We start from the raw sequence: 21,587 nt of genomic DNA, 5'->3' as shown, positions 1-21,587 counted from the left end.
CGGCCCCCACCGCCTACAATATCGGCCCCGCTCCGCTGCCGATTCTGTCCCATGACTGCTGATCTGTTGCCCGTCCGTCGGGCCCTCCTCTCCGTTTCCGACAAGACCGGCCTGGCCGAGTTGGCCACTGCGCTGGCTGCACGCGGCGTGGAGCTGCTGTCCACCGGCGGCACCGCCAAGGCCATTCGCGACATGGGCTTGGCCGTGAAGGACGTGGCCGACGTTACTGGCTTCCCGGAGATGATGGACGGCCGGGTCAAGACCCTGCACCCGATGGTGCACGGCGGCCTGCTCGGCCGATCCGGCCTGGATGATGCGGTGATGGCCGAGCACGGCATCGGCGCCATCGACCTGCTGGTGCTGAACCTGTACCCGTTCGAGTCGGTCACCGCCAAGGCCGACTGCACCCTGGCCGACGCGGTCGAGAACATCGACATCGGCGGCCCGGCGATGCTGCGTTCGGCAGCCAAGAACTTCGCCCGCGTGGCGGTGGCCACCGATCCGTCGCAGTACGCCGAACTGCTGGCCTCGCTGGACGCCAACGACGGCCAGCTGAGCGCCGCCACCCGCTTCGCGTTCTCGGTGGCCGCGTTCAACCGCGTCGCCCAGTACGACGCGGCAATCAGCAACTACCTGTCGGCGGTCACCGCCACCGACGCCGCGGTACCGGCGCGTGCCGAGTACCCGGCGCAGATGAACTCCACCTTCGTGAAGGTGATGGACCTGCGCTACGGCGAAAACCCGCACCAGAGCGGCGCGTTCTACCGCGACCTGTACCCGGTGCCGGGCACGCTGGCCACGTTCCAGCAGCTGCAGGGCAAGGAACTGAGCTACAACAACCTGGCCGATGCCGATGCAGCGTGGGAATGCGTGCGCCAGTTCGACGCGCCGGCCTGCGTCATCGTCAAGCACGCCAACCCGTGCGGCGTGGCCGTCGGTGCCGGCAACGGCGATGCCTACGAGCTGGCCTACGCCACCGACCCGACCAGCGCCTTCGGCGGCATCATCGCCTTCAACAAACCGCTGGACGCCGCCACCGCCAAGGTGATCCTGGACCGCCAGTTCGTCGAAGTGCTGATTGCCCCGGACTACGAGCCGGCCGCGCTGGAATACGCGCAGAAGAAGGCCAACGTGCGCGTGCTGCGCATCCCGCACGGCGATGGCCTGAACAACTTCGACAGCAAGCGCGTCGGCTCGGGCCTGCTGCTGCAGTCCTCGGACAACCGCGGCATGACCCGTGATGAACTGAAGGTGGTCAGCAAACTGGCGCCGACCGACAAGCAGTTCACCGACCTGCTGTTCGCCTGGAAGGTGGCCAAGTTCGTGAAGTCCAACGCGATCGTCTATGCCAGGGACAACCGCACGATCGGCGTGGGTGCCGGCCAGATGAGCCGTGTGTACTCGGCGCGCATCGCCGGCATCAAGGCCGCCGATGCGAACCTGGTGGTCGAGGGCTCGGTGATGGCCTCCGACGCGTTCTTCCCGTTCCGCGACGGCATCGACGCCGCCGCTGCCGCTGGCATCAAGGCGGTGATCCAGCCGGGCGGTTCGATGCGCGATGCCGAAGTGATCGCCGCCGCCGACGAACATGGCCTGGCCATGGTGTTCACCGGCGTGCGCCACTTCCGTCATTGATCCTGGAGCGACACGGATGTCCGCAGTTTCGATGAAATCGCTGGCCGCCCTCGCCCTCGCGGGTGCGGCCGTACTGGCGGGCTGCAAGCCTGCGGGCGAGCCCAGCGTGGCGCCGAAGGTGGATGCGCCTTCGGTCGCCCCCGCTTCACCGGCACAGCATGTCAGCCGCACCGCACGACTGCAGGCTTTCCTCGTCCAGCGTTACGGCAGCAACGCCAAGCTCTCCGGTGAATGGCGCGGCAGCTGGACCGACGATGGCGACACCCATGCGATGGACTGGCAGGTCTGCGCGGAACAACCGGTAGTGAGCGGTGACAGCTGGCAACAGCTGCTGGCCGTGTGCGGTGCGCTGGTCGATGGCGCGCACATCGACCCGGGAACCATCGAATTCTTCGTGCTGCGCCCCAAAGGCGAGGGCTTCGAAGTGAGCAGCGAACTGACCGGCGAGCGTTTCGGCAGCGGCGGCCAACCCGGCACCGCCAGCATCATCCGCGCCGGTAGCGACTTCTATGGCTTCCGTGTCGAGGACGGCTGGTTCGGCCAGGGCTTCTCGCTGCTCTCGCAATCGCTGATCCTGCCCGGCCCGAACGGCCTGGTCGCCAGTGGCAGCGTGCGCAACCATATCGACAATGACGCCCAGTACGAGTGCGACGACGTCGACGCCAATGCCGATCCTGAAACGTCGGAAGACTGCCGCAGCCGCCGCTTCAGCATCGATTTCGCACTGCGTTTCGACGACAGTGACCGCAGCGCGCGCACCTGGCCGCTGCTGATCGAGGAGACCGGCACCACCTGTGGCGGCAAACCAGTCCGCCAGCAGCACCGCTTCACCCTGGACAGCAAGACCTGGACCTATTCCCTCCCCGAAGCGCTGCGACGCGAAGGCTGCGAGTGAGCCACGCGCGCCGCCGGGGATACCGATCTTCCCTTCCCACGCAATCTGGAATCTCGTGATGAACGTACTTGTCATCGGCTCTGGCGGCCGCGAACACGCCCTGGCATGGAAGCTGGCCCAGTCCTCCCGTGTCACCGAAGTGATCGTGGCGCCCGGCAACGCCGGCACCGCCAACGAAGACAAGTGCCGCAACGTGGCGGTGAAGGTCACCGACATTGATGGCCTGCTCGCGCTGGCCCAGGCCGAAGGCGTGGCGCTGACCGTGGTCGGCCCGGAAGTGCCGCTGGTAGCCGGCGTGGTTGACCGCTTCCGCGCCGCCGACCTGCGCATCTTCGGGCCGACCGCCGCCGCCGCGCAGCTGGAAGGCAGCAAGGCCTACGCCAAGGACTTCCTGGCCCGCCACAACATTCCCACCGCGTTCTATGCCGTGCACACCGAGGTGGATGCCGCGCTGGCCTACATCCGCGAGAAGGGCGCACCGATCGTGGTCAAGGCCGATGGCCTGGCCGCCGGCAAGGGCGTGATCGTAGCAATGACGCTGGCCGAAGCCGAGGACGCGGTGCGTGACATGCTCTCGGGCAACGCGTTCGGTGATGCCGGTGCACGCGTGGTCATCGAGGAATTCCTCGACGGCGAGGAAGCCAGCTTCATTTCGATGGTGGACGGCGTGCATGCGCTGCCGATGGCCACCTCGCAGGACCACAAGCGCGTCGGCGACGGCGACACCGGCCCGAACACCGGCGGCATGGGCGCGTACTCGCCGGCCCCGGTGGTCACGCCGGAGGTACACGCACGGGTGATGCGCGAGGTGGTGAACCCGACCGTGCAGGGCATGATCGCCGACGGCATCCCGTTCACCGGCTTCCTCTATGCCGGCCTGATGATCGACGCCAGCGGCGCGCCGAAGGTGATCGAATTCAACGTGCGCTTTGGCGACCCGGAAACCCAGCCGGTGATGCTGCGCCTGCAGTCGGACCTGGTGGAGCTGGTGGAAGCGGCCATCGACGGCCGCCTGGACCAGATCGAAGCACAGTGGGATGCACGGCCGTCGCTGGGCGTTGTGATGGCCGCCAGGCCGTACCCGGAATCGCCGGTTACCGGTGACGTCATTTCCGGCCTCGGTGACGTGCCGGCCAGTGCCAAGGTGTTCCATGCCGGCACCACGCTGGACGCGCAGGGCCAGGTGCTCAGTGCCGGCGGTCGCGTGCTGTGCGTGGCGGCACTGGGCGACAGCGTGCGTGATGCACAGGTCAACGCCTATGCCGGCGTGGCCAAGGTGACCTGGGCGAACGAGTTCCACCGCAACGACATCGGCTGGCGCGCGATCGCACGCGAGGGCTGAGGCAGCCACGGCATCGGGACATCCACGCATGGCGTGGATTGAATAGCGCCGAAACGAACGGGCCCGGCGATGCCGGGCCCTTGCTTTACAGGACTGCTTCGAGTCCCTTCCGATCAATCAGGTTCAGCAGTTTCAATGAGGGCCCGCTGGGCTTCTTCTCGCCTTGCTCCCAACTGCGCACCGTGGAGACGCTGGTGTTCAGCACCCCGGCAAACACTGGCTGGCTGAGCTGCAACGATGTACGCAGCGCGCGGATCTGGGCACTGCTGTATTCGGGAACAGGCTCAAGGCACAGCGCCTCGTAGCTGCTCAACCGACGTTTGTCGATGAAGCCGTGCGCATGCAGATTCACGGCCGCATCGTGCACCGCCTCAAGCAGCAAACTTTTTGCGCGCCTTCGCTCAGGGGCCTTTGCCATGGCAGATCTCCTGTAGATCCCCGTACTCCACGGCACGCTTCAGCTGTGCCGGACTCATTTTCAGGAACTCCGATGCATACAACTGCAGTGCATCTCGTTCCGCATTCGTGATCGCGGCGCGTTCGTTCTTTTCATATCCGAAAAGAAAGAACCAATGCCCGCCTCGCTGTGTTGCGACGATGGTTCGAGCGCTTCCGCGCTTTCCTCGTCCCGGCAACGCGACGCGCTTCTTGAAGAGGCCTCCGCCAAGATCTGCATCCACCAGACCCGCTTCCATTTCCCTTACCGACTGACACAAGGCAGCGTCAGACAGCACGGTCCTGCGCATGCTGCGGTTGAAACTTCGGGTGCGGAAAACGCGTGGCATGATCATACCGTGCCACCCAGTGGTACGGCGTGAACATCAGGATCCAGCGCAGGACCCGGTCGGCGCAATCACCGTCCTGGCGTCAGGGCATCCACGCATGGCGTGGATGAGCCCCACAAACGTGAAAGGCCCGGCATTGCCGGGCCTTTCTGCATTCCAACGCCACCCCGCCTTACGCGGTGAACAGCGCCTTCATCTTCTTCAGCGCGTTCGCCTCAACCTGGCGGATGCGCTCGGCCGACACGCCGTACTCGTCGGCCAGCTCCTGCAGCGTCACCTTGCTGTCGGCATCCAGCCAGCGGCGGCGGATGATGTCGCGCGAACGGGCATCCAGCTCGGCCAGGCCTTCGCGCAGCAGCTGCATCTGGTTGTCTTCGCTGTCGGCACGTTCGTAGGCCATCGACGGGTCTTCGTCGTTGGCAACCAGGAACGCGGCCGGCGACGGCGGCGCGTGTTCGTTGTCCTCGTCGGTCGGCGCATCGAAACCGATATCGCGACCGGACAGGCGCGATTCCATTTCCATGACCTCACGCTCGGACACGTTCAGGTCCTTGGCCACCGCGCTGACTTCGGCCGCGTTCATCCAGCCCAGGCGCGTCTTCGACTTGCGCAGGTTGAAGAACAGCTTGCGCTGCGCCTTGGTGGTGGCGACCTTCACGATGCGCCAGTTCTTCAGGATGAACTCGTGCATCTCGGCACGGATCCAGTGCACGGCGAAGGACACCAGGCGCACGCCCATGTCCGGGTCGAAGCGCTTGACCGCCTTCATCAGGCCGATGTTGCCTTCCTGGATCAGGTCGCCCAGCGCAAGGCCGTAACCGTTGTAACCGCGGGCCACGTGCACCACGAAGCGCAGGTGCGAATGCACCAGCTCGCGGGCGGCGTCCAGATCGTTGCCGTCGCGGAAGCGACGGGCCAGGTCCTGTTCGTCATCGACCGACAGCACCGGGATCTGGTGCACGGCACCGATGTAGGCGTCCAGCGAACCGAGCGCACTGGGAATCGGGAGATTGTTTGCCACAAGGGCAGTAGAGGTGTTCTGGCTCATAGGCACCCATCTTAGCAGTCCGGGATTTGGACTGCTAAAGGAGGAAAAAGTTCCAGCATCCTATTGATGCAACACTGGTCCTAAACAGAGCCCTACCGTAGCGCGATTTGATGACAGTGGCGAGCACGCTTTTCGGGATTCACAATCCCTTGGAATTCAAGCAATTACCCACCAGAAACCGGCCGATTCCGGTCAAGCGGAGCTGAACGGGCTGCCCTGGAGGCCCACTCAGGGCCAGGGACGTTGCCCGGTGTTCAGGCCCGAGCGCCGAGGGCTCGATCCCATACTACTAAGAAACCCGTTGACAGCCTCCCGGCGACATGCTCCGATGCGTCAACTAATTCATACGTAGATGCCATGGCCCGTCCCGTCTCCCAGACCCCCACGCCGGCCGAGCAGGCCATCCTGGACATCCTCTGGGACAAGGGCGAGGCCTCCGTGCGTGAAGTGGCCGATGTGCTCGGCGAGCACAGGCCGGTCGCCTACACCACGGTGCTGACCATGTTCAACGTACTGGCGCGGAAAGGCTTCGTCAGCCATCGCCAGGAAGGCCGTGCCTATATCTATCACGCCACGCTCAGCCGCCAACAGGCCCGCCGGCAGGCACTGGACCATCTGCTGCAGCAGTTCTTCGATGGCTCGCCGAATGTGCTGGCGCAACACCTGGTGGACGAACGCGAAATCAACCGCAACGAACTGCAGGCACTGCAGCAGCGCATCAGCGATGCCAGGGCCGGGAGGAAGGAATGAACCTCATCGACCTGGCAATGGCGCTGGGCGTTCGACAGTTGCTGTTGTCTGCATGGGTACTGCTGCCAGCACTGTGGTTGGCGCGACGGCGAACCCTGAGCACCGAACAACGCTCCTGGTTGCTGACCGCCGCGATGGCGATTGCCCTGCTGTTGCCGCTCAGTGCCTTCCTGCCAGGCTGGTCGACCACGCTGTCCACGCCTGCGCCGACGGCTCCGGCGCTGCACCCCATGCCCGGCGAAGGGGCGACGATGGCCGAGGCCGTCTACGAGGCTGGACGACAGCCCGACATCTACTACGTTGAACTGCCGAAGACAATGTCGACCCTGCTGGCGGTGCTTTGGCTGCTGGGCACGCTGTGGCTGGGCATGCGCCTGGTCGATGCGATGTTGCAGGCACGCCGGCTGCTGCGGTTGGCGCAACCGGCAACCGACGAACTGCGTGCGGCACTGGCCGGGGTCGTACCCGACCGTGTGCCGATCGCCACCTGCGCCATCGATGGACCCATGGTCGTCGGTCTGTGGCGCCCGACGATCCTGCTGCCGCGACTGCTGCTGGCGCGGCTGGACAACGGCGTGCTGCGCGACATCGTCCGCCATGAGGTCGCACACCTGCAGCGCCGCGACCTGTGGGCAGCCACATTGCTGCGGGCAGGGGTTGCGTTGTTCTGGTGGAATCCGCTGCTGCACCTTGCCCAGGCGCGACTGGCTGTACTGCGCGAAATGGCCTGCGATGCACGTGCCGCGCTGCAGGCACGCGAACCGCTGGACTATGCAGGTTCCCTGCTGGCCAGTGTCGAACAGCTGCAGGCCTTGCGCGAGCAGGCGCCAACGCTGGCGCTGGGCATGTTCGGCGCGCGCAGCCAGTTGGCGCAGCGCATCGATCAGCTCGTCGACACCGCACCACCGGCATCCCGGCGCCGCAGCCTGCTGACGCTGGGGCTGACGCTTCTGCTGGGCTGCACCACGACGGCGGTGGCCGTCTCGCCGCGATTGGAGCCGCCGTCGGCGTCCCCGTCCTCCGATACACGCATCAGCGATCTTCTGCGCGCCGCCAGCACGCATGACATCGCCCAGGTACACGCGTTGGCTGCGGCAGGCATTGATCTCGATGCGCGCGTGCTCGGCGATGGCACGGCGCTGATCCAGGCCATCCGCGCTCGCGACCCGGCGATGGTCGACACCCTGCTGCGGCTGGGAGCCGACCCCGATCGCGCCGCCCTGGGCGAAGGCAATCCGCTGATCGTTGCATCCGCGCTGGGCCTGCAACCCATCGTCGAGCGGCTGGTGCAGGCCGGGGCCGACGTCAACCGGGTCGTGACCTATGACGAGACACCGCTGATCAATGCCTCGCGCGAAGGTCACCTGGTCACCGTGCAGTACCTGCTCGCGCAGGGCGCCGACATCAATCTGGGCGTGGAAGCCGACGGCTGGCTTGGACGCTGGCGAACACCGCTGAACCAGGCCGGCACCACCGCCGTGCGCGACTACCTGCTGGCGCAGGGCGCCCGCCGCTGACGCAATGCCTCCTGCATTGCGGCGAGACCCCGTTCCACCCGCAACGACCGGACGCGGCAGGCGTGCGTGGCAACGCGTGCGCCGCCCCAGCCCCTTCTTCCTCTCCAGCAAGGATGTCGATGATGAAACGCCTGTTGCTGTGTTCACTGCTGGTCGCCCTGGTGCCCTTCCAGGCGGTGGCCATTGATGCCACCGGCGAGGACACGGCGCGTTTTGCCCAGGCAATGGCCCATGGCCTGCGACCCGGCACAGCCGTGCTGGGCGCTGCGCCACCACGGTGGTCGATCACCGAGCGTCTCGCCCACTACAAGGTGCCGGGGGCGGCGGTTGCGGTGGTCCGCAACGGCCAGGTGGTGTACGCCGCTGGATTCGGCCTTCGCCAGGCCGGCACGCGCGATGCGGTGGACGCCGACACCGTGTTCTCGGTGGGCTCGGTCAGCAAGATGGGGACGGCAGCCACCGCCCTGAAACTGGTGGCTGCCGGCGAGGTCTCGCTGGAAGAAGACATCGACGCTCGGCTGCGTCGCTGGCATGTGCCTGCCGACGCGCAGGGTCAGCGCGCGCCGATCAATCTGCGCATGCTTCTCTCGCACACTGCCGGCTTCAATGTCCACGGCTTCCAGGACTATCAGCCCGCCGAACGCCTGCCGACGCTGCTGCAGACCTTGGAAGGACGGCCGCCTGCAAAGAACGAAGCGATCCGGCTGATCCACGCGCCAGGCCAGCAGGTCGACTACTCCGGTGGCGGCTACACCGTGGTGCAGCTGGCGATCGAAGATCTGACCGGGACCCCCTTCGCCGACGTTGCCCGCCGCGAAGTGTTCGCGCCGCTGGGCATGACGCGCAGCACCTACCAGAACCCGTTGCCAGCGCGCTACGGCAACGTCGCCCATGCGCACGACAGCAAGGGCCAGGCGGAGGCCCTGCCGCGCGGTTGGCAGAGTTTTCCCGAACAGGCTGCGTCGGGCATGTGGACCAGCGCCAACGATATGGGCCTGTTCGTCGCGGCCCTGCTGCGCAGCATCCGCACCCAGCAAGGATGGCTGCCACAGCCACTGGCCCTGCAGATGGTCAGCGAAGTGGCTCCGGCCAGCCGTGGCCTGGGCCCGGAGCTGGCCGGCGCTGGCGCCAGTCGCCGCTTCTTCCACAACGGCAGCAACGACAGCTATCACGCTGGCATCGAAGGCTATCCGGAGAGCGGCGACGGGTTTGTCATACTGACCAATGGAGACAACGGCTCCGCATTGCGCGGGGAGATCCGCAACGCCTTGTCCGATGCACTCGGCCATAACGCCAAGCCGCTCATCCGCACGCTGGATCCGGCACTGCTGGTGGACAGCTACGCGCGCTTCAGCGGCCGCTTCATGCTCGATGACGCCCTGCCGATGGATGTGCGCAGCGGCCTGGCCGACTGGTTCGAGGCCACCACCCTGGACGTGCAGGCAGTCGACGCGGGCTTGCAGTTGCGCCTGCCCGGGCGCGATGCGCCGGTCGCGCTGCTGCCGCTGACGCCGGTCCGCTTTCTGGCAGGCAGCGCGGGGGCGGAGCTGCTGTTCCACCGCGGCGGCGATGGCAGCGTACAGGCACTGAGCGTGATCGCCGAAGGCGCGCGCGCCTACTACCGGCGTGCGGACACTGCGCCAGCACCGGGGAACTGATTCATCGCCGACGGTGCCGGGCCTCTGCCCGGCCCGCTCAAAGCGCAGAACGAGGCGGCAGCGACCAGTCGATCGGGGCCTGGCCGCGGCGCTGCAGGTACTCGTTGGCCATCGAAAAATGCCGGCAGCCGAGGAAGCCGCGGTGGGCCGACAACGGCGACGGATGCGGCGACTTCAGCACGCGATGGCGGCGGGTGTCGATGACCTTGCCCTTCTGCTGCGCATAGGCGCCCCAGAGCATGAACACCAGGCCTTCGCGTTCGCGGTTGAGCACGTCCACCACGTGATCGGTGAAGCCTTCCCAGCCCCGCCCCTGGTGCGCGCCGGCCTTGCCCTCTTCCACCGTCAGCACCGCATTGAGCAGCAACACGCCGCGCTGCGCCCACGGGATCAGGCAGCCGTGGTCCGGACGCGGGATACCGAGATCGCTCTCGATCTCCTTGTAGATGTTCAGCAGCGACGGCGGCACCGGCACGCCCGGCGGCACCGAGAAGCTCAGGCCATGGGCCTGGCCACGGCCGTGATACGGGTCCTGGCCGAGGATGACCACCTTCACCTGCTCGAACGGCGTGGCGTCGAACGCAGCGAAGATCTGCGGGCCGGGCGGGAATACCGCGGCACCACTCGCCTTGCGCTGGCGCAGGAAGCTGGACAGCTCGCGCATCTGCGGTTGCAGCAGGTAATCACCGACGTGCTGCTTCCAGCTCGGTTCCAGCTGGATCGTCGGGGTGTCGGCTACTTCATCCATCATCGAATCAGGGGTCCATCGTTCAATCGGGCCAGCCGCAGCTGGAACAGCACCTTGGTAACCAGCAGCCGTTCTTCGATCGGCTTGAGCACCAGGTCGTTGGCGCCGGACTGCAGCAGCCCGGTCTGGTTGTGGGGATTGCCGTCGCCGGTCATCACCAGCACCGGCAGGCGGCGCTTGCCGTAGCCGAAGTCCACGCGCACACGCTGCACCACGTCGCGGCCGCTCAGTTCACCTTTCAGGGTGACGTCGGTCAGCACCAGGTCGATGCGGTGGCGGCTGCGGCCCAGCGACTCGGCGGTGAGCAGGGTGAACGCCTCTTCCGCGCTGACCACGTGCAGCACGTTCAACTGCTGGCGTTCGAGCATGCGCTTGGTGGCCTCGGCCACCACGCGGCTGTCCTCGATGTAGAGGATGGTCGCGCCGGGAATGGTCTGCGGCTGCACGTAGCCGCGGATGAAGGTCGCCAGCGCCTCGTGGCCCAGCGCCTTGTCGAAATAGTCGGTGACGTATTCGGTGAAGCGGCGCTGCTCCAGGTGCTGCTGGGCATCACCGGACACCACGATCACCGGCACGTAGGCCTGGCCCACGGCGTCGCGGACCATCCGCGCCAGCGCCAGGCCATCCCCGTCGCGCAGGGTCAGCGACGTGGTCACCAGGTCCACCGGGCCCTGCGCCAGCGCCTGCTGTGCATCCTCAATGCTGTCGCAGCCGATCACCTCCACGCCCGGCAGCTCACGGGTCAGGACGTCGGCAATCAGCTTGCGCACCAGCTTCGAGCCATCGACCACCATCACCCGCGTCGCGGGCCCATCAAGGTGCTTCAGCGCTTGCGGTTGCATGCCGGTCTCAGGTGTCGGTCGGACGGGTCTGGCGGAGGAAGTGGCCGGTGACCAGCCAGGCCCCCAGCCAGCCCAGCAGCAGCGTGCCGAGCAGGACCAGGCCCCCATGCAGCAGGTCCAGGCCATGCAGCACGAACGGGCTGCCGTAGCTGCGCGAGAGTTCGGCCAGCGGCATGCGCAGTGCGGCGCCGGCGGCGGCGATCAGGGCCAGCGCCACCGCACCGGCACCGAGGCCGTACCAGGCGCCCAGGTACAGGAACGGACGGCGGATGAAGCCGTCGCTGGCACCAAGCAACTGCAGCACACCGATCTCTTCGCGGCGGGCCTGGATATCCAGGCGCACGGTGTTGCCGACCACCAGCGCGGCGCCGGCGCCGAGCAGCACTGACAGCACCTGTACCAGCCGTGCCCCGAACGCCAGCCAGGCATCCAGGCGCTGGCGCCACAGCGCGTCGTGCTGCACCAGATCGGCCTCGGGCAGGCTTTCCAGCGCGCGCGCCAGGCGCGCATCGTCCTTGCCCTGGCCCGGGGTGATCACCAGCAGCGACGGCAACGGGTTGTCGTTGAGCGCGTCGATCGCCTCGCCCAGGCCGGCATCGCGCAGTTCCTGCAGGCCCTGTTCGGGCGTGCGCACATTCACTTCGGCGACGTCGTCGCGGTCGCGTAGCTGGCCGGCCAGGCGCAGCGCGCCGGGGCCATCTACATTGCCTTTCAGGAACACATTGATATCGCGCGACTGCTGCACGCTGCCGGCGAACTGCTTGAGGTTGTCCAGCGCGATCGACAACCCCAGCGGCAGGGCCAGCGCCAGCGCCATGACCATCACCGTCAGCAGCGTCGCCCACGGCTTGCGGCAGGCGCGCCCCAGGCTGAACACCACGCTGTGCACGTGATGCTGGAACCAGACGCCCACCCGCGAGGGGGCGGCGGTTTCGCTGTTTTCGTTCTTCGCCATGCGTTACTCCGCCAGGTCCTGCGGCGAGATGTCGTCCGCCAGCCGGCCGTGGTCGAGGATCAGCACGCGCTTGCGCATGCGGCGCAGCAGCGGCAGGTCATGGCTGACCACCAGCACGCTGGTGCCGCGCGAGGGCAGCTCGGCGAACAGGGCCATGATCTCCGCCGCCAGGGTCGGGTCGAGGTTGCCGGTCGGCTCGTCGGCGACCAGCAGCTTGGGCTCGCCGACGATGGCGCGGGCGATGCCGACGCGCTGCTGCTCGCCGGCCGACAGCTGCGAGGGCAGCGCCTTCTCGCGGTGGCCCAGGCCCATCCGTTCCAGAACCGAGCGCACGCGCTTGCTGATGTCGCCGCGGCGGGTGCCGCGCAGGATCAGCGGCAGCGCCACGTTCTCGGCGATCGACCGATCCATCAGCAACCGGTGGTCCTGGTAGACCGCACCGACGGCGCGACGGTGGCGCGGCACGTCGCCGCCGCGCACCTTCAGCAGGTTGCGCTCGTCGAACACCACCGCGCCGCGGCTGGGCCGCTCGTCGAGGTGGATCAACTTGAGCAGGGTGCTTTTGCCCGCACCGGAATGGCCGGTGACGAACAGCATCTCGCCCGGCGCGACCTCGAAGCTGACATCGATCAGCGCCTCGTGGCCACCGGCGTACTGTTTGCTGACATTGTCGAAGCGCAGGACACTCATGCCCCGATTATGCAGGAGCGGCGCGACGACGTGGAGATGGCCACATGATCGGTCGTGCCGGCCGCTGGCCGGCACCTGCGTAGATTGCCGGCCAGCGGCCGGCACTACCTTTCAAAGCCACCCGACCAACGGTCGGGTGCTACCCGCTGATCGGCAGCGCCGATCAGCTGCCCGACAGCATCCGGCGGATCTTGCGGCCGATGCGGGTCAGGAACGAATCGCCGGTATCGGCGGCGGTTCGCACCGGCTTGGCCACTACCTGCACCGGGGTGACCGGGCTGGCGCCATTGCCGGCGGTGTTCTGCGCGCCCTCGGCACCCTCGACCGGACGGCCGTGGCGACGACGACGGCGCTTGCGCGGCTTGCGCTCGCCCTCCACCGCCCCTTCCGGTGCGCCTTCGGCACGCGGTGGGCGCGGCGGACGCGGTGCCTGTGCCACGGCGGCCTCGGCACCTTCAACCGGCGCGGCGGACGCCTGCTCGCCTTCCACGCGCGGCTTGCGCGGGCCACGCGAACGGCGCTCGCCGCTGCGCTCACCGTCGCGACGCTCGCCACGACCACCGCCGGAGCGGCCGCCACTGCGGCCACCACCACGACGCTCTTCCTCGGCGGCGCGGGCTTCGCGCGCTTCACGGAAGATCTGGCCGACGCTCTCGTTCTCTTCGCCTTCCTCGCCAGCGGCCGGGGCCGGGCGTTCCGGGCGCGGCAGCGGGGTCAACAGTTCCTTGGTCACCGGCTCGGACGGAATCTTCTGCTCGATGTAGGCTTCGATGTCCGGCAGGCCCATGGCGTAGCGTTCGCAGGCGAAGCTGATCGCATCACCCTCTTCGCCCAGGCGCGCGGTACGGCCGATGCGGTGCACGTAGTCTTCGGCATCGAACGGCAGGTCGTAGTTGTAGACGTACTTGATGCCATCGATATGCAGGCCGCGCGCGGCCACGTCAGTGGCCACCAGGATTTCCAGCTGGCCCTTCTGGAAGCGGTTGAGCAGGCTCTCACGCTTCTTCTGCGGCACGTCGCCGGACAGCACGCCGACACGGTAGCCGCCCTTTTCCAGCGAACGGGCGACGCGCTCGACGAACACCTTGGTATTGACGAACACCATGGTGCGCGCGCCTTCGCTGCGCGACAGCAGGCCCAGCAGCAGCGGGATCTTCTCGTCGTCGGCCGGGAAGTAGATGCGCTGGCGCACGCGCGCGGCGGTGATGGTCTCGGCTTCGACCACCAGCTTCTGCGGCTCGTTCATGTGCTCGTAGGCCAGCTCCAGCACGCGGTGGCTGAGGGTGGCGCTGAACAGCAGGGTCTGGCGGATGGTGCGCTCGGGCATGCGGCGCAGCAGGAAACGGATGTCCTTGATGAAGCCCAGGTCGAACATGCGGTCGGCTTCGTCCAGCACGCAGATCTCGCAGGCGTGCAGCGAAACCACCTTGTGCTGCTTGACGTAGTCGATCAGGCGACCCGGGGTGGCGATGATCACGTCCACGCCCTGCTGCAGCAGTTCGCGCTGCTTGTCGTAATCCACGCCGCCGTAGACCAGCGCGAAGCGCAGGCCGAGGTCGGAACCGAACTTCACCGCATCCTTGTGGATCTGGATGGCCAGTTCGCGGGTCGGGGCCAGGATCAGCGCGCGCGGATCTTCCGGCTTGCGGTCGGCCAGGGCCGGGCGGGTCAGCAGGCGGTTCACGACAGCGACCAGGAAGGCCAGGGTCTTGCCGGTGCCGGTCTGGGCCTGGCCGGCGACGTCACCACCGGGAAGCGCGACGGGCAGGGTCAGCGCCTGGATCGGCGTGCAGCGGGTGAATCCGGCTCCTTCAAGACCAGCCTGCAGGGCCGGATGCAGCTCGAAGGAGGAGAAGGTCAAATCGGTCAGCGGTTTGTCGCTCATGTGTCCGTCTTGGTATGGCCGCCGGCCCGTGGGGCGGCTGGCACTTCAGCGTCTAGGGGCACCGTCGCAAACTGCGGCCCCTGCGGCGGGTTGGCAGGCTGGGACCACCCGGTCCGCGCGCCGCACAATGCCCCAGTTTAACGCACTCGGGCGGGCAAACCGGAATGCGCAGTCTCAACAGACTGAGAGACGGCCGGCCTTCACCCAGCCACACCGGACTTGAACGGCCTGGCCAGGGCCGTTGGTGTCGCCCGCTGCCAGCCCCATGTACAGGAAGACAGTGAAATACGACACATACCAGGCATCGAACCGATCACGATACGCTGGGTTCCAGCCGGCGCCTGTCCCTGCCCTGCGATAGGGGTACACTGCCGGCCGTGAGCGTCCAGGCATTCCGCCGAACGCACCGCGGCAGTGCGCCGCGAGGCAACGACGAGGGTCGCGCCACCGGGCATGGCCCAGTTCACCCACCTCCGGCATGGCCGGGTGCAATCCAAGACGAGAAACCAAGATGAGCGACAAGGTTGTACATGTCGGCGACGCCGACTTTGATAGCGCAGTGCTGAATTCCAAGGAACCGGTGCTGGTCGATTTCTGGGCCGAGTGGTGTGGCCCGTGCAAGATGATCGCCCCGGCGCTGGACGAACTGGCCGATGCCTACCAGGGCCGCGCCAAGATCGCCAAGGTCAACGTCGACCACAATCGTGCGCTGGCCGCCAAGTACCACGTGCGTTCGATTCCGTACCTGGTCGTGTTCAAGGACGGCGAAAAGGTCGGCGAGCAGATCGGTGCGGTCGGCAAGGCCCAGTTGGCCGGCCTGCTGGACAAGGCCCTGGCCTGATCCTGTGGTTCCCCGGCAGCCGCCGCCCGCGGCTGCCGGCGGGCGCCACGCGCCCATGATGAATGCTGTTCCCGGCGACCCTTGCACGGCGCCGCTGGCCGATGATAGTGTCGGCATATCCGGCCGCGTTCGCGTGCCGCACCTTCTGGACGCAGTGTCTTCCAGACCCATTCCCAACGTTCGCCGCCCCAGCCGGGCGCTCGCACCTTCAAGCGAGGAATAACGCTCTTGTCCGATAACACTTCCGAAACCGGCAGCGCCGATGCGCCCGCCGAAAAGCGCGTGCGCAAGCCCCGCGTAGCCAAGGCTGCCGCTCCGGCCGCCGCCGAAACCAGCGCCGCTCCGGCGCAGCCGACCCTGCCGCTGGCCGCCGCGCCGGAAGCGCCAGCGCCGGCGCCGGCAGCCCCTGCGCCGAGCGCGCCCGCCGCCGAGGCCCCCGCCAGCAGTGGCGGCGGCGAAGGTGGTGAGGGCCGCGAATCCGGCCAGCCGCGCCAGCAGAATCACCAGGGGGGCGGCCAGAACCAGGGCCAGAACCCGTACAACCAGAACGGCCAGCAGGGCCAGCAGGGCCAGCAGGGCCAGGGACAGGGTCAGGGCAACCGCCGCGACCGCTTCCGCAACCGCCGCGACCGTGACCGCAACAACCGCTTCCGCGACGATGGCATGCCCAACGACGGCGGCGAGCAGCAGCCCTTCGTGCCGCGCCCGCATGCCAACGTGCCCGAGGGCTTCCCGGTCTACTCGCTGAGCGACCTCAAGCGCATGCCGGCGCAGAAGCTGCTGGAAATCGCCGAGCAGCTGCAGATCTCCGAAGGCGTCGCCCGCGCCCGCAAGCAGGACGTCATCTTTGCCCTGCTGAAGGTGCTGACCCGCCACGGTGACGGCGTCGCCGCCGACGGCGTGCTGGAAATCCTGCCTGACGGCTTCGGCTTCCTGCGCGCGGCCGAAGCCAGCTATCTGGCCGGCCCGGACGACACCTACATCTCGCCCAGCCAGATCCGCCGCTTCAACCTGCGTACCGGCGACCACATCTCCGGCCGCATCCGCTTCCCGAAGGATGGCGAACGCTACTTCGCGCTGAACATCGTCGACACCATCAACGGTGAGCCGATCGAAGCATCGAAGAACAAGGTGCTGTTCGAGAACCTGACCGCCCTGTTCCCGCGTCGCCGTTTCACCCTGGAGCGTGGCAACGGTTCGTCGGAAGACATCACCGGCCGCATCCTCGACCTGATGGCACCGCAGGGCAAGGGCCAGCGCTCGCTCATCGTCTCCCAGCCGAAGGCGGGCAAGACGATGATGATGCAGCAGGTCGCCACGGCCATCACCACCAACCATCCGGACGTGCACCTGATCGTGCTGCTGATCGACGAGCGCCCGGAAGAAGTGACCGAAATGCAGCGCACCGTGCGCGGCGAAGTCATCAGTTCGACCTTCGACGAGCCGGCCGCGCGCCACGTGCAGGTGGCCGAAATGGTCATCGAGCGTGCCAAGCGCCTGGTCGAGCACAAGAAGGACGTGGTGATCCTGCTCGACTCGATCACCCGCCTGGCCCGCGCCTACAACAACGTGGTGCCGAGCTCGGGCAAGGTGCTGACCGGTGGTGTCGACGCCAACGCCCTGCACCGCCCGAAGCGCTTCTTCGGTGCCGCGCGCAACGTGGAAGAAGGCGGCAGCCTGACCATCATCGCCACCGCGCTGGTCGACACCGGCTCGAAGATGGACGAGGTGATCTACGAAGAGTTCAAGGGCACCGGCAACAGCGAAGTGCACCTGAGCCGTCGTATCGCTGAGAAGCGCGTGTTCCCGGCCATCGACATCAACCGTTCGGGCACCCGCCGCGAAGACCTGCTGATCGAACCGGAACTGCTGCAGAAGATCTGGATCCTGCGCAAGCTGCTGCATCCGATGGATGAAATGGCGGCGATGGAATTCCTGCTGGACAAGATGAAGAACACCAAGTCCAACGACGAGTTCTTCGGTTCCATGAAGCGCTAAGAGAAAAGCCCCGCACTGCGGGGCTTTTTTTTTTGCCGCCGGGATAGGCAGCATCCACGCATGGCGTGGATCTACTGGCCGCACCGGGCGTGGCCTGGCGCGGCCGCGCGGCTTACGGGCAGGCCACCGCTCCCTCGGCATTGGCCGTATTGGCGGTCAGCTTGACCTGGGTGAAGGCCGCGGCGAACGGCGTGTCGGCAGTCACCACGAACGGGGCTTCCACCGCGCCCAATGCCACGCCCTGCTTGGCAAAGCACGCCAGCGGCACGGTCACCGTCTGCTTCTGGCCGGGCGAGAGCTTGCCCAGCAACGGGGCGATATCCACCCCGCCCTCGCAGCCACTGCCGCACTGCATCGTCACCTTCACCGGCGAGGCCGGGCGCTTCACCAGCTGCACGTCGAACTGCAGCGCGCCGTCGCTGCGCGCCAGTGCGCCCAGGTTGCGGCGCGAGGTGCTGCGTGCGATCAGTTGCGCGGGGGCCAGCCAGGTCACTTCCTTGGCGTCCTGCTGGGTGTTTACCTGCACGGTGCGCACCTGCACCACCGGCTTGGCAGCCGGCCAGCGCAGCGTGGCATTCAGATCATTGCCCAGCGGTTGCGTTGCGCCAGCGGCGGCCACGTGCAGCGCGAACGGCGGCGTGTCGGCGCGGTTGAAGATCGGCAGCACCGTCACTTCGCCGCAGCTGTCCGGGTTGGCTTCGTCCAGCCGCGCGACCTTGCCGCCCTTGGCGTAGCTGAGGCCATAGCCCAGCGCGAACAACGACGGCTTCTTCGCATCGGGCCGGTCGATCGGCGCCGGGCATGGCACGCCCGGCCACGGGAAGCTGAGGCGGCCGCGGAAGTCGTGCGCGGGCTTGCCACCCTTGCCGGCCACCAGCACATCGGTGACGCCCTTGCCTTCGGTGCCCGGCAGCCAGGCCGCAACGAACGCACTGGACAGGTTGAGCAGGTCGTTGGTGTACATCGGCCGACCGGACAGGTAGACCGTCACCACCGGCTTGCCGCTCGCTGCGGCGGCCTTCAGCACGGCCAGGTCCTGCGGGTAGGCGCGGCTGTGGCTGACCGTGTCCGAAGCAAGGATGTCACCGTTGGTTTCCGCATACGGCGTTTCCCCGATCACCGCCAGCACCACATCGAAGGTGTTCGGGTCGATGCCCTGGCCGTCGGCGCTGAAGCTGACCTTGTCCGCGCCCAGTTCGGCCCGCAACGCACCCAGCACCGAATCGGCGTTGGGGAAGTCGGCGTTGCTATTCTCGGTGCCCTGCCAGGTCAGCGACCAGCCGCCGGACTGGTCGCCGATGTCGTCGGCGCCCTTGCCCACCACCAGCACGCGCGCGTCGCGGCGCAGCGGCAGTACCTTGCCTTCGTTCTTCAGCAGCACCAGTGATTCGCGCACCGCACGGCGCGCAAGCTCGCGGTGTTGTACGGCGCTGGCATCACCTGCGTAGCGGCTGTCGGACGGCTTGTGTTCGAACAGCCCGGCGCGCAGCTTCACCCGCAGGATGCGCGTCACCGCATCGTCGATGCGCGCCATCGGGATCTCTCCCTTCTGCACCTGCGCGGTGGTGTTATCGATGAAGGCCTTCCAGTCATCAGGCACCATCACCATGTCGATGCCGGCGTTGATGGCCTGCGCGCAGCTGTCGTTGCGGCAGCCCGGCACCTGGGCGATGCCGTTCCAGTCGGAGACGACGAAGCCGTCGAAACCCATCCTGTCTTTCAGCGCATCGGTCAGCAGTGCCTTGCTGCCGTGCATCTTGCCGTAGTCGACACCACCCGCGCGGTCGTTCCAGCTGTTGAACGAGGCCATCACGGTCTGCGCACCTTCAGCCAGCGCGCCGTAATAGCCCTGCGCGTGGACGTTGATCATGGTGGCCTTGTCGACCAGCGCCTCACCCTGGTCACGGCCGTTGTCGGTAGCGCCATCGCCCAGGTAGTGCTTGGCGGTGGTGACCACGTTGCCGTCATTCTTGAAGGCGCCCTGCGCGCCCTTGACGTAAGCGTGGGCGAAGCTGCGGATCACCGCCGGGTCGGACGAATAGCTTTCGTAGGTGCGGCCCCAGCGCGGGTCGTGGGCCACAGCCAGGGTGGGCGCGAACACCCAACCGATGCCGGTGGCACGCACCGAGCGTGCAGTCGCCTCGCCGATGCGCTCGATCAGTTCGGCATCACCGGCCGCGCCCAGGCCGATGTTGTGCGGGAACAGCGTGGCACCCAGCACATTGTTGTGGCCATGCACCGCGTCGGTACCCCAGATCACCGGCACCGGCGTCTTCGCATCGGTCGCCAATGAAGCCGCGTGGTAGGCATCGGCCAGTTTCAGCCAGTCCTGCACGCTGGCGTGCTTGTCCATGCCCGGCCAGGAGCCGCCGCCGTTGAGCACCGAGCCGATGTAGTACTGGCGCACCTGTTCCGGCGTGATCGTCTTGATCTCGGCCTGGGTCATCTGCCCGATCTTCTGCGCCAGCGTCATCTGCGAAAGGATCTGCTGCACGCGGCGTTCGATGCCTGCGTCGGTGGCGATCGCGCTGTGCACGCGCGGCCAGTCCTGCAGGCGTTCGCCCTCGGCCTGTGCGGCACCGGCCGGTGCCGCAAGCGCGGCCAGCAGGCAGCTGGCAAGAAGGGTCTGGGTGGGGCGATTCACTGGGCTCTACCTCCGTGGATGAAGTTCCTGGCGTGCGCGGCGGCGATGGCACGCCGGCATGGGTGCCTGCGCACCGCTCCTGACAGCGCTGTCATATAAGTCCGCTCACGTGCTGTCAATCGTTGTTCGCGCGCAATGCGGTGATGGCCGCGCAACGACGGGCTCCGGCGCGTTGGTGGCGCACCACAGTCACGCCCGGGTGCTGCATCGCGACAAGGAATCCGGACGTGCCAGCGGGCCTCCTGTCGTGGCAACATCCGCCTGCTTCGGCAACATCGACCCGGCGGGCACGCTCTACCATCGCCGCGTGCCCGCCGCCTTCCAGGAGGATCCATCGCACCATGCGCAGTCGAATCGAGGATGTCGCCGCCGTCGCCGGGGTTTCGATCAAGACCGTGTCCCGCGTACTCAACCACGAGCCGAACGTGCGCGAGCAGACGCGCGAACGCGTGCTGGCGGCAGTGGCGCGGCTGGGCTACAAGCCCAACCTGTCGGCGCGCAGCCTGGCCGGCCAGCGCTCGTATGCACTGGCGCTGGTCTACAACAATCCTTCGCGCAACTACCTGATGGAAATCCAGAGCGGCATGCTGGAAGCCTGCCATGCGCAGCACTACAACCTGATCCTGGGGCCGGTCGGTACCGGCCGCCGCACCCTGCCCGACCTGGCCGCGCTGTTCGAGAACTCGCGCCCGGACGGCGTGGTGCTGATTCCACCACTGACCGACGATGAGGTGGTGCTGTCCTGGCTGGAAGAGCAGGACATTCCCTTCGCCTGCATCGCGCCACGCCACCCGGAAGGCCGCATCGGCGTGCGCATGGACGAGACCACCGCGGTGGTCGAACTGATCGGCCACCTGGTCGCGCAGGGCCATCGCCGCATCGGACACATCAAGGGGCCCCGCGCACACGGTGCCTGCCAGTGGCGCCACGCCGGATACCGCCAGGCGCTGCGCGGCGCCGGTATCGCCTACGACCCGCAGCTGGTGGTCAACGGCCAGTTCTCGTTTGAATCGGGCGTGGATGCCGCCAACATCCTGCTGGACCTGGACGATCCGCCAACGGCAATCTTCGCGGCCAACGACGACATGGCAGCGGCGGTATACCGCGTGGCCGGCGAGCGTGGCCTGCGTGTCCCGCGCGATCTGTCGGTATGCGGCTTCGACGATACCCCGATCGCCGGGCACATCTATCCGGCGCTGACCACGGTGCGCCAGCCGACCGCGCACATGGGCCGGCTGGCGACCGAGCAGTTGATCGAGCACATCCGCACCGAGACCGCAGGACGCATGATCACGGTCGGGCATGCGGTGCTGGATCGCGAGTCGACCGCAGCGCCCCGGCGGCGTTGACGGCG

The 21,587-nt window shown here is 67.3% G+C and carries 18 protein-coding genes; 9 read left to right on the top strand and 9 right to left on the bottom strand.

Going from position 1 to position 21,587, the window contains the following annotated elements:
- Positions 1-51 precede the first annotated feature (51 nt).
- The 3 genes from purH to purD are packed head-to-tail and all read left to right on the top strand — an operon-like array spanning position 52 to position 3,872.
- Positions 52-1,635, top strand: a complete 1,584-nt coding sequence (gene purH / locus N7590_RS11945; protein ID WP_053510962.1) for a bifunctional phosphoribosylaminoimidazolecarboxamide formyltransferase/IMP cyclohydrolase — start codon at positions 52-54, stop codon at positions 1,633-1,635.
- Between the two features lie 16 nt (positions 1,636-1,651).
- On the top strand, positions 1,652-2,530 hold the full coding sequence (locus N7590_RS11940) for a hypothetical protein (protein WP_164241337.1): 879 nt from the start codon (positions 1,652-1,654) through the stop codon (positions 2,528-2,530).
- A 58-nt stretch (positions 2,531-2,588) separates the two neighbouring features.
- Positions 2,589-3,872: a phosphoribosylamine--glycine ligase gene (gene purD / locus N7590_RS11935; protein ID WP_164241336.1), complete on the top strand. Its 1,284-nt coding sequence runs from the start codon at positions 2,589-2,591 to the stop codon at positions 3,870-3,872.
- An 85-nt stretch (positions 3,873-3,957) separates the two neighbouring features.
- Here purD and N7590_RS11930 read toward each other — a convergent pair whose 3' ends face one another.
- The 3 genes from N7590_RS11930 to rpoH form a co-directional block, all read right to left on the bottom strand.
- Positions 3,958-4,290, bottom strand: a complete 333-nt coding sequence (locus tag N7590_RS11930; RefSeq protein ID WP_164241335.1) for a DNA-binding transcriptional regulator — start codon at positions 4,288-4,290, stop codon at positions 3,958-3,960.
- Entirely contained in the window at positions 4,274-4,663 is a 390-nt protein-coding gene (locus N7590_RS11925; RefSeq protein WP_164086853.1) for a type II toxin-antitoxin system RelE/ParE family toxin, read from the bottom strand. Before N7590_RS11925 ends, N7590_RS11930 begins: the two co-directional genes overlap by 17 nt.
- Positions 4,664-4,829: 166 nt before the next feature.
- Complete coding sequence (rpoH, locus tag N7590_RS11920) at positions 4,830-5,705, bottom strand: RNA polymerase sigma factor RpoH (protein WP_006473441.1); 876 nt, start codon at positions 5,703-5,705, stop codon at positions 4,830-4,832.
- Positions 5,706-6,062: 357 nt separating this feature from the next.
- Between rpoH and N7590_RS11915 the strand changes: the two genes are divergently transcribed.
- The 3 genes from N7590_RS11915 (at position 6,063) to N7590_RS11905 (ending at position 9,630) form a co-directional block, all read left to right on the top strand.
- Positions 6,063-6,455 carry a BlaI/MecI/CopY family transcriptional regulator gene (locus tag N7590_RS11915; RefSeq protein ID WP_164241334.1) on the top strand — a complete coding sequence of 131 codons (393 nt, stop codon included), beginning with the start codon at positions 6,063-6,065 and terminating at the stop codon, positions 6,453-6,455.
- On the top strand, positions 6,452-7,972 hold the full coding sequence (locus N7590_RS11910; protein ID WP_164241333.1) for a M56 family metallopeptidase: 1,521 nt from the start codon (positions 6,452-6,454) through the stop codon (positions 7,970-7,972). The genes N7590_RS11915 and N7590_RS11910 overlap by 4 nt, the downstream gene beginning before the upstream one ends.
- A 122-nt stretch (positions 7,973-8,094) precedes the next feature.
- Positions 8,095-9,630 carry a serine hydrolase domain-containing protein gene (locus N7590_RS11905; protein WP_239544241.1) on the top strand — a complete coding sequence of 512 codons (1,536 nt, stop codon included), beginning with the start codon at positions 8,095-8,097 and terminating at the stop codon, positions 9,628-9,630.
- Positions 9,631-9,667: 37 nt separating this feature from the next.
- Here the strand turns inward: N7590_RS11905 and ung are convergent, their stop codons facing one another.
- The 5 genes from ung to rhlB form a co-directional block, all read right to left on the bottom strand.
- Complete coding sequence (gene ung / locus N7590_RS11900; protein ID WP_005419723.1) at positions 9,668-10,381, bottom strand: uracil-DNA glycosylase; 714 nt, start codon at positions 10,379-10,381, stop codon at positions 9,668-9,670.
- Complete coding sequence (locus N7590_RS11895) at positions 10,378-11,220, bottom strand: response regulator (protein ID WP_006473442.1); 843 nt, start codon at positions 11,218-11,220, stop codon at positions 10,378-10,380. Before N7590_RS11895 ends, ung begins: the two co-directional genes overlap by 4 nt.
- Positions 11,221-11,227: 7 nt before the next feature.
- The gene (ftsX, locus tag N7590_RS11890; RefSeq protein WP_164241331.1) at positions 11,228-12,175 is read right to left on the bottom strand and encodes a permease-like cell division protein FtsX; all 948 of its coding nucleotides are present in this window, start codon (positions 12,173-12,175) and stop codon (positions 11,228-11,230) included.
- 3 nt (positions 12,176-12,178) lie between these two features.
- Positions 12,179-12,865, bottom strand: coding sequence for a cell division ATP-binding protein FtsE (gene ftsE, locus N7590_RS11885; RefSeq protein ID WP_006473446.1), 687 nt, complete (start codon positions 12,863-12,865; stop codon positions 12,179-12,181).
- A gap of 163 nt (positions 12,866-13,028) precedes the next feature.
- Complete coding sequence (rhlB, locus tag N7590_RS11880; RefSeq protein ID WP_164241330.1) at positions 13,029-14,750, bottom strand: ATP-dependent RNA helicase RhlB; 1,722 nt, start codon at positions 14,748-14,750, stop codon at positions 13,029-13,031.
- 511 nt (positions 14,751-15,261) lie between these two features.
- On the opposite strand from rhlB, the gene trxA reads away from it, so the two are divergent.
- Entirely contained in the window at positions 15,262-15,591 is a 330-nt protein-coding gene (trxA, locus tag N7590_RS11875) for a thioredoxin (RefSeq protein WP_005411275.1), read from the top strand.
- A 228-nt stretch (positions 15,592-15,819) separates the two neighbouring features.
- Positions 15,820-17,589, top strand: a complete 1,770-nt coding sequence (gene rho, locus N7590_RS11870; protein WP_279935530.1) for a transcription termination factor Rho — start codon at positions 15,820-15,822, stop codon at positions 17,587-17,589.
- Between the two features lie 112 nt (positions 17,590-17,701).
- Here rho and N7590_RS11865 read toward each other — a convergent pair whose 3' ends face one another.
- A complete protein-coding gene (locus N7590_RS11865) occupies positions 17,702-20,233 on the bottom strand; it encodes a glycoside hydrolase family 3 protein (RefSeq protein ID WP_164241328.1) in 2,532 nt (843 codons plus the stop codon).
- 341 nt (positions 20,234-20,574) lie between these two features.
- Here N7590_RS11865 and N7590_RS11860 point away from each other — a divergent pair, with 341 nt between their 5' ends.
- Positions 20,575-21,582: a LacI family DNA-binding transcriptional regulator gene (locus N7590_RS11860; protein WP_053510646.1), complete on the top strand. Its 1,008-nt coding sequence runs from the start codon at positions 20,575-20,577 to the stop codon at positions 21,580-21,582.
- Positions 21,583-21,587 lie beyond the last annotated feature (5 nt).

The sequence above is a fragment of the Stenotrophomonas sp. GD04024 genome, assembly GCF_029837545.1.
Lineage (GTDB): Bacteria > Pseudomonadota > Gammaproteobacteria > Xanthomonadales > Xanthomonadaceae > Stenotrophomonas > Stenotrophomonas forensis.
The sequence above is the reverse complement of the archived record's forward strand: the minus strand, read 5'-3'. Positions and strand labels throughout refer to the sequence as shown.

Bases quoted from the DNA above. Each gene is read 5' to 3' on its own strand.
- N7590_RS11860 (WP_053510646.1), top strand. From the start codon at position 20,575: ATGCGCAGTCGAATCGAGGATGTCGCCGCCGTCGCCGGGGTTTCGATC.
- purH (WP_053510962.1), top strand. From the start codon at position 52: ATGACTGCTGATCTGTTGCCCGTCCGTCGGGCCCTCCTCTCCGTTTCC.
- rpoH (WP_006473441.1), bottom strand. From the start codon at position 5,705: ATGAGCCAGAACACCTCTACTGCCCTTGTGGCAAACAATCTCCCGATT.
- N7590_RS11915 (WP_164241334.1), top strand. From the start codon at position 6,063: ATGGCCCGTCCCGTCTCCCAGACCCCCACGCCGGCCGAGCAGGCCATC.
- ftsX (WP_164241331.1), bottom strand. From the start codon at position 12,175: ATGGCGAAGAACGAAAACAGCGAAACCGCCGCCCCCTCGCGGGTGGGC.
- trxA (WP_005411275.1), top strand. From the start codon at position 15,262: ATGAGCGACAAGGTTGTACATGTCGGCGACGCCGACTTTGATAGCGCA.
- N7590_RS11905 (WP_239544241.1), top strand. From the start codon at position 8,095: ATGAAACGCCTGTTGCTGTGTTCACTGCTGGTCGCCCTGGTGCCCTTC.
- N7590_RS11910 (WP_164241333.1), top strand. From the start codon at position 6,452: ATGAACCTCATCGACCTGGCAATGGCGCTGGGCGTTCGACAGTTGCTG.
- rhlB (WP_164241330.1), bottom strand. From the start codon at position 14,750: ATGAGCGACAAACCGCTGACCGATTTGACCTTCTCCTCCTTCGAGCTG.
- N7590_RS11925 (WP_164086853.1), bottom strand. From the start codon at position 4,663: ATGATCATGCCACGCGTTTTCCGCACCCGAAGTTTCAACCGCAGCATG.
- ftsE (WP_006473446.1), bottom strand. From the start codon at position 12,865: ATGAGTGTCCTGCGCTTCGACAATGTCAGCAAACAGTACGCCGGTGGC.
- N7590_RS11895 (WP_006473442.1), bottom strand. From the start codon at position 11,220: ATGCAACCGCAAGCGCTGAAGCACCTTGATGGGCCCGCGACGCGGGTG.
- purD (WP_164241336.1), top strand. From the start codon at position 2,589: ATGAACGTACTTGTCATCGGCTCTGGCGGCCGCGAACACGCCCTGGCA.
- N7590_RS11930 (WP_164241335.1), bottom strand. From the start codon at position 4,290: ATGGCAAAGGCCCCTGAGCGAAGGCGCGCAAAAAGTTTGCTGCTTGAG.
- ung (WP_005419723.1), bottom strand. From the start codon at position 10,381: ATGATGGATGAAGTAGCCGACACCCCGACGATCCAGCTGGAACCGAGC.
- N7590_RS11940 (WP_164241337.1), top strand. From the start codon at position 1,652: ATGTCCGCAGTTTCGATGAAATCGCTGGCCGCCCTCGCCCTCGCGGGT.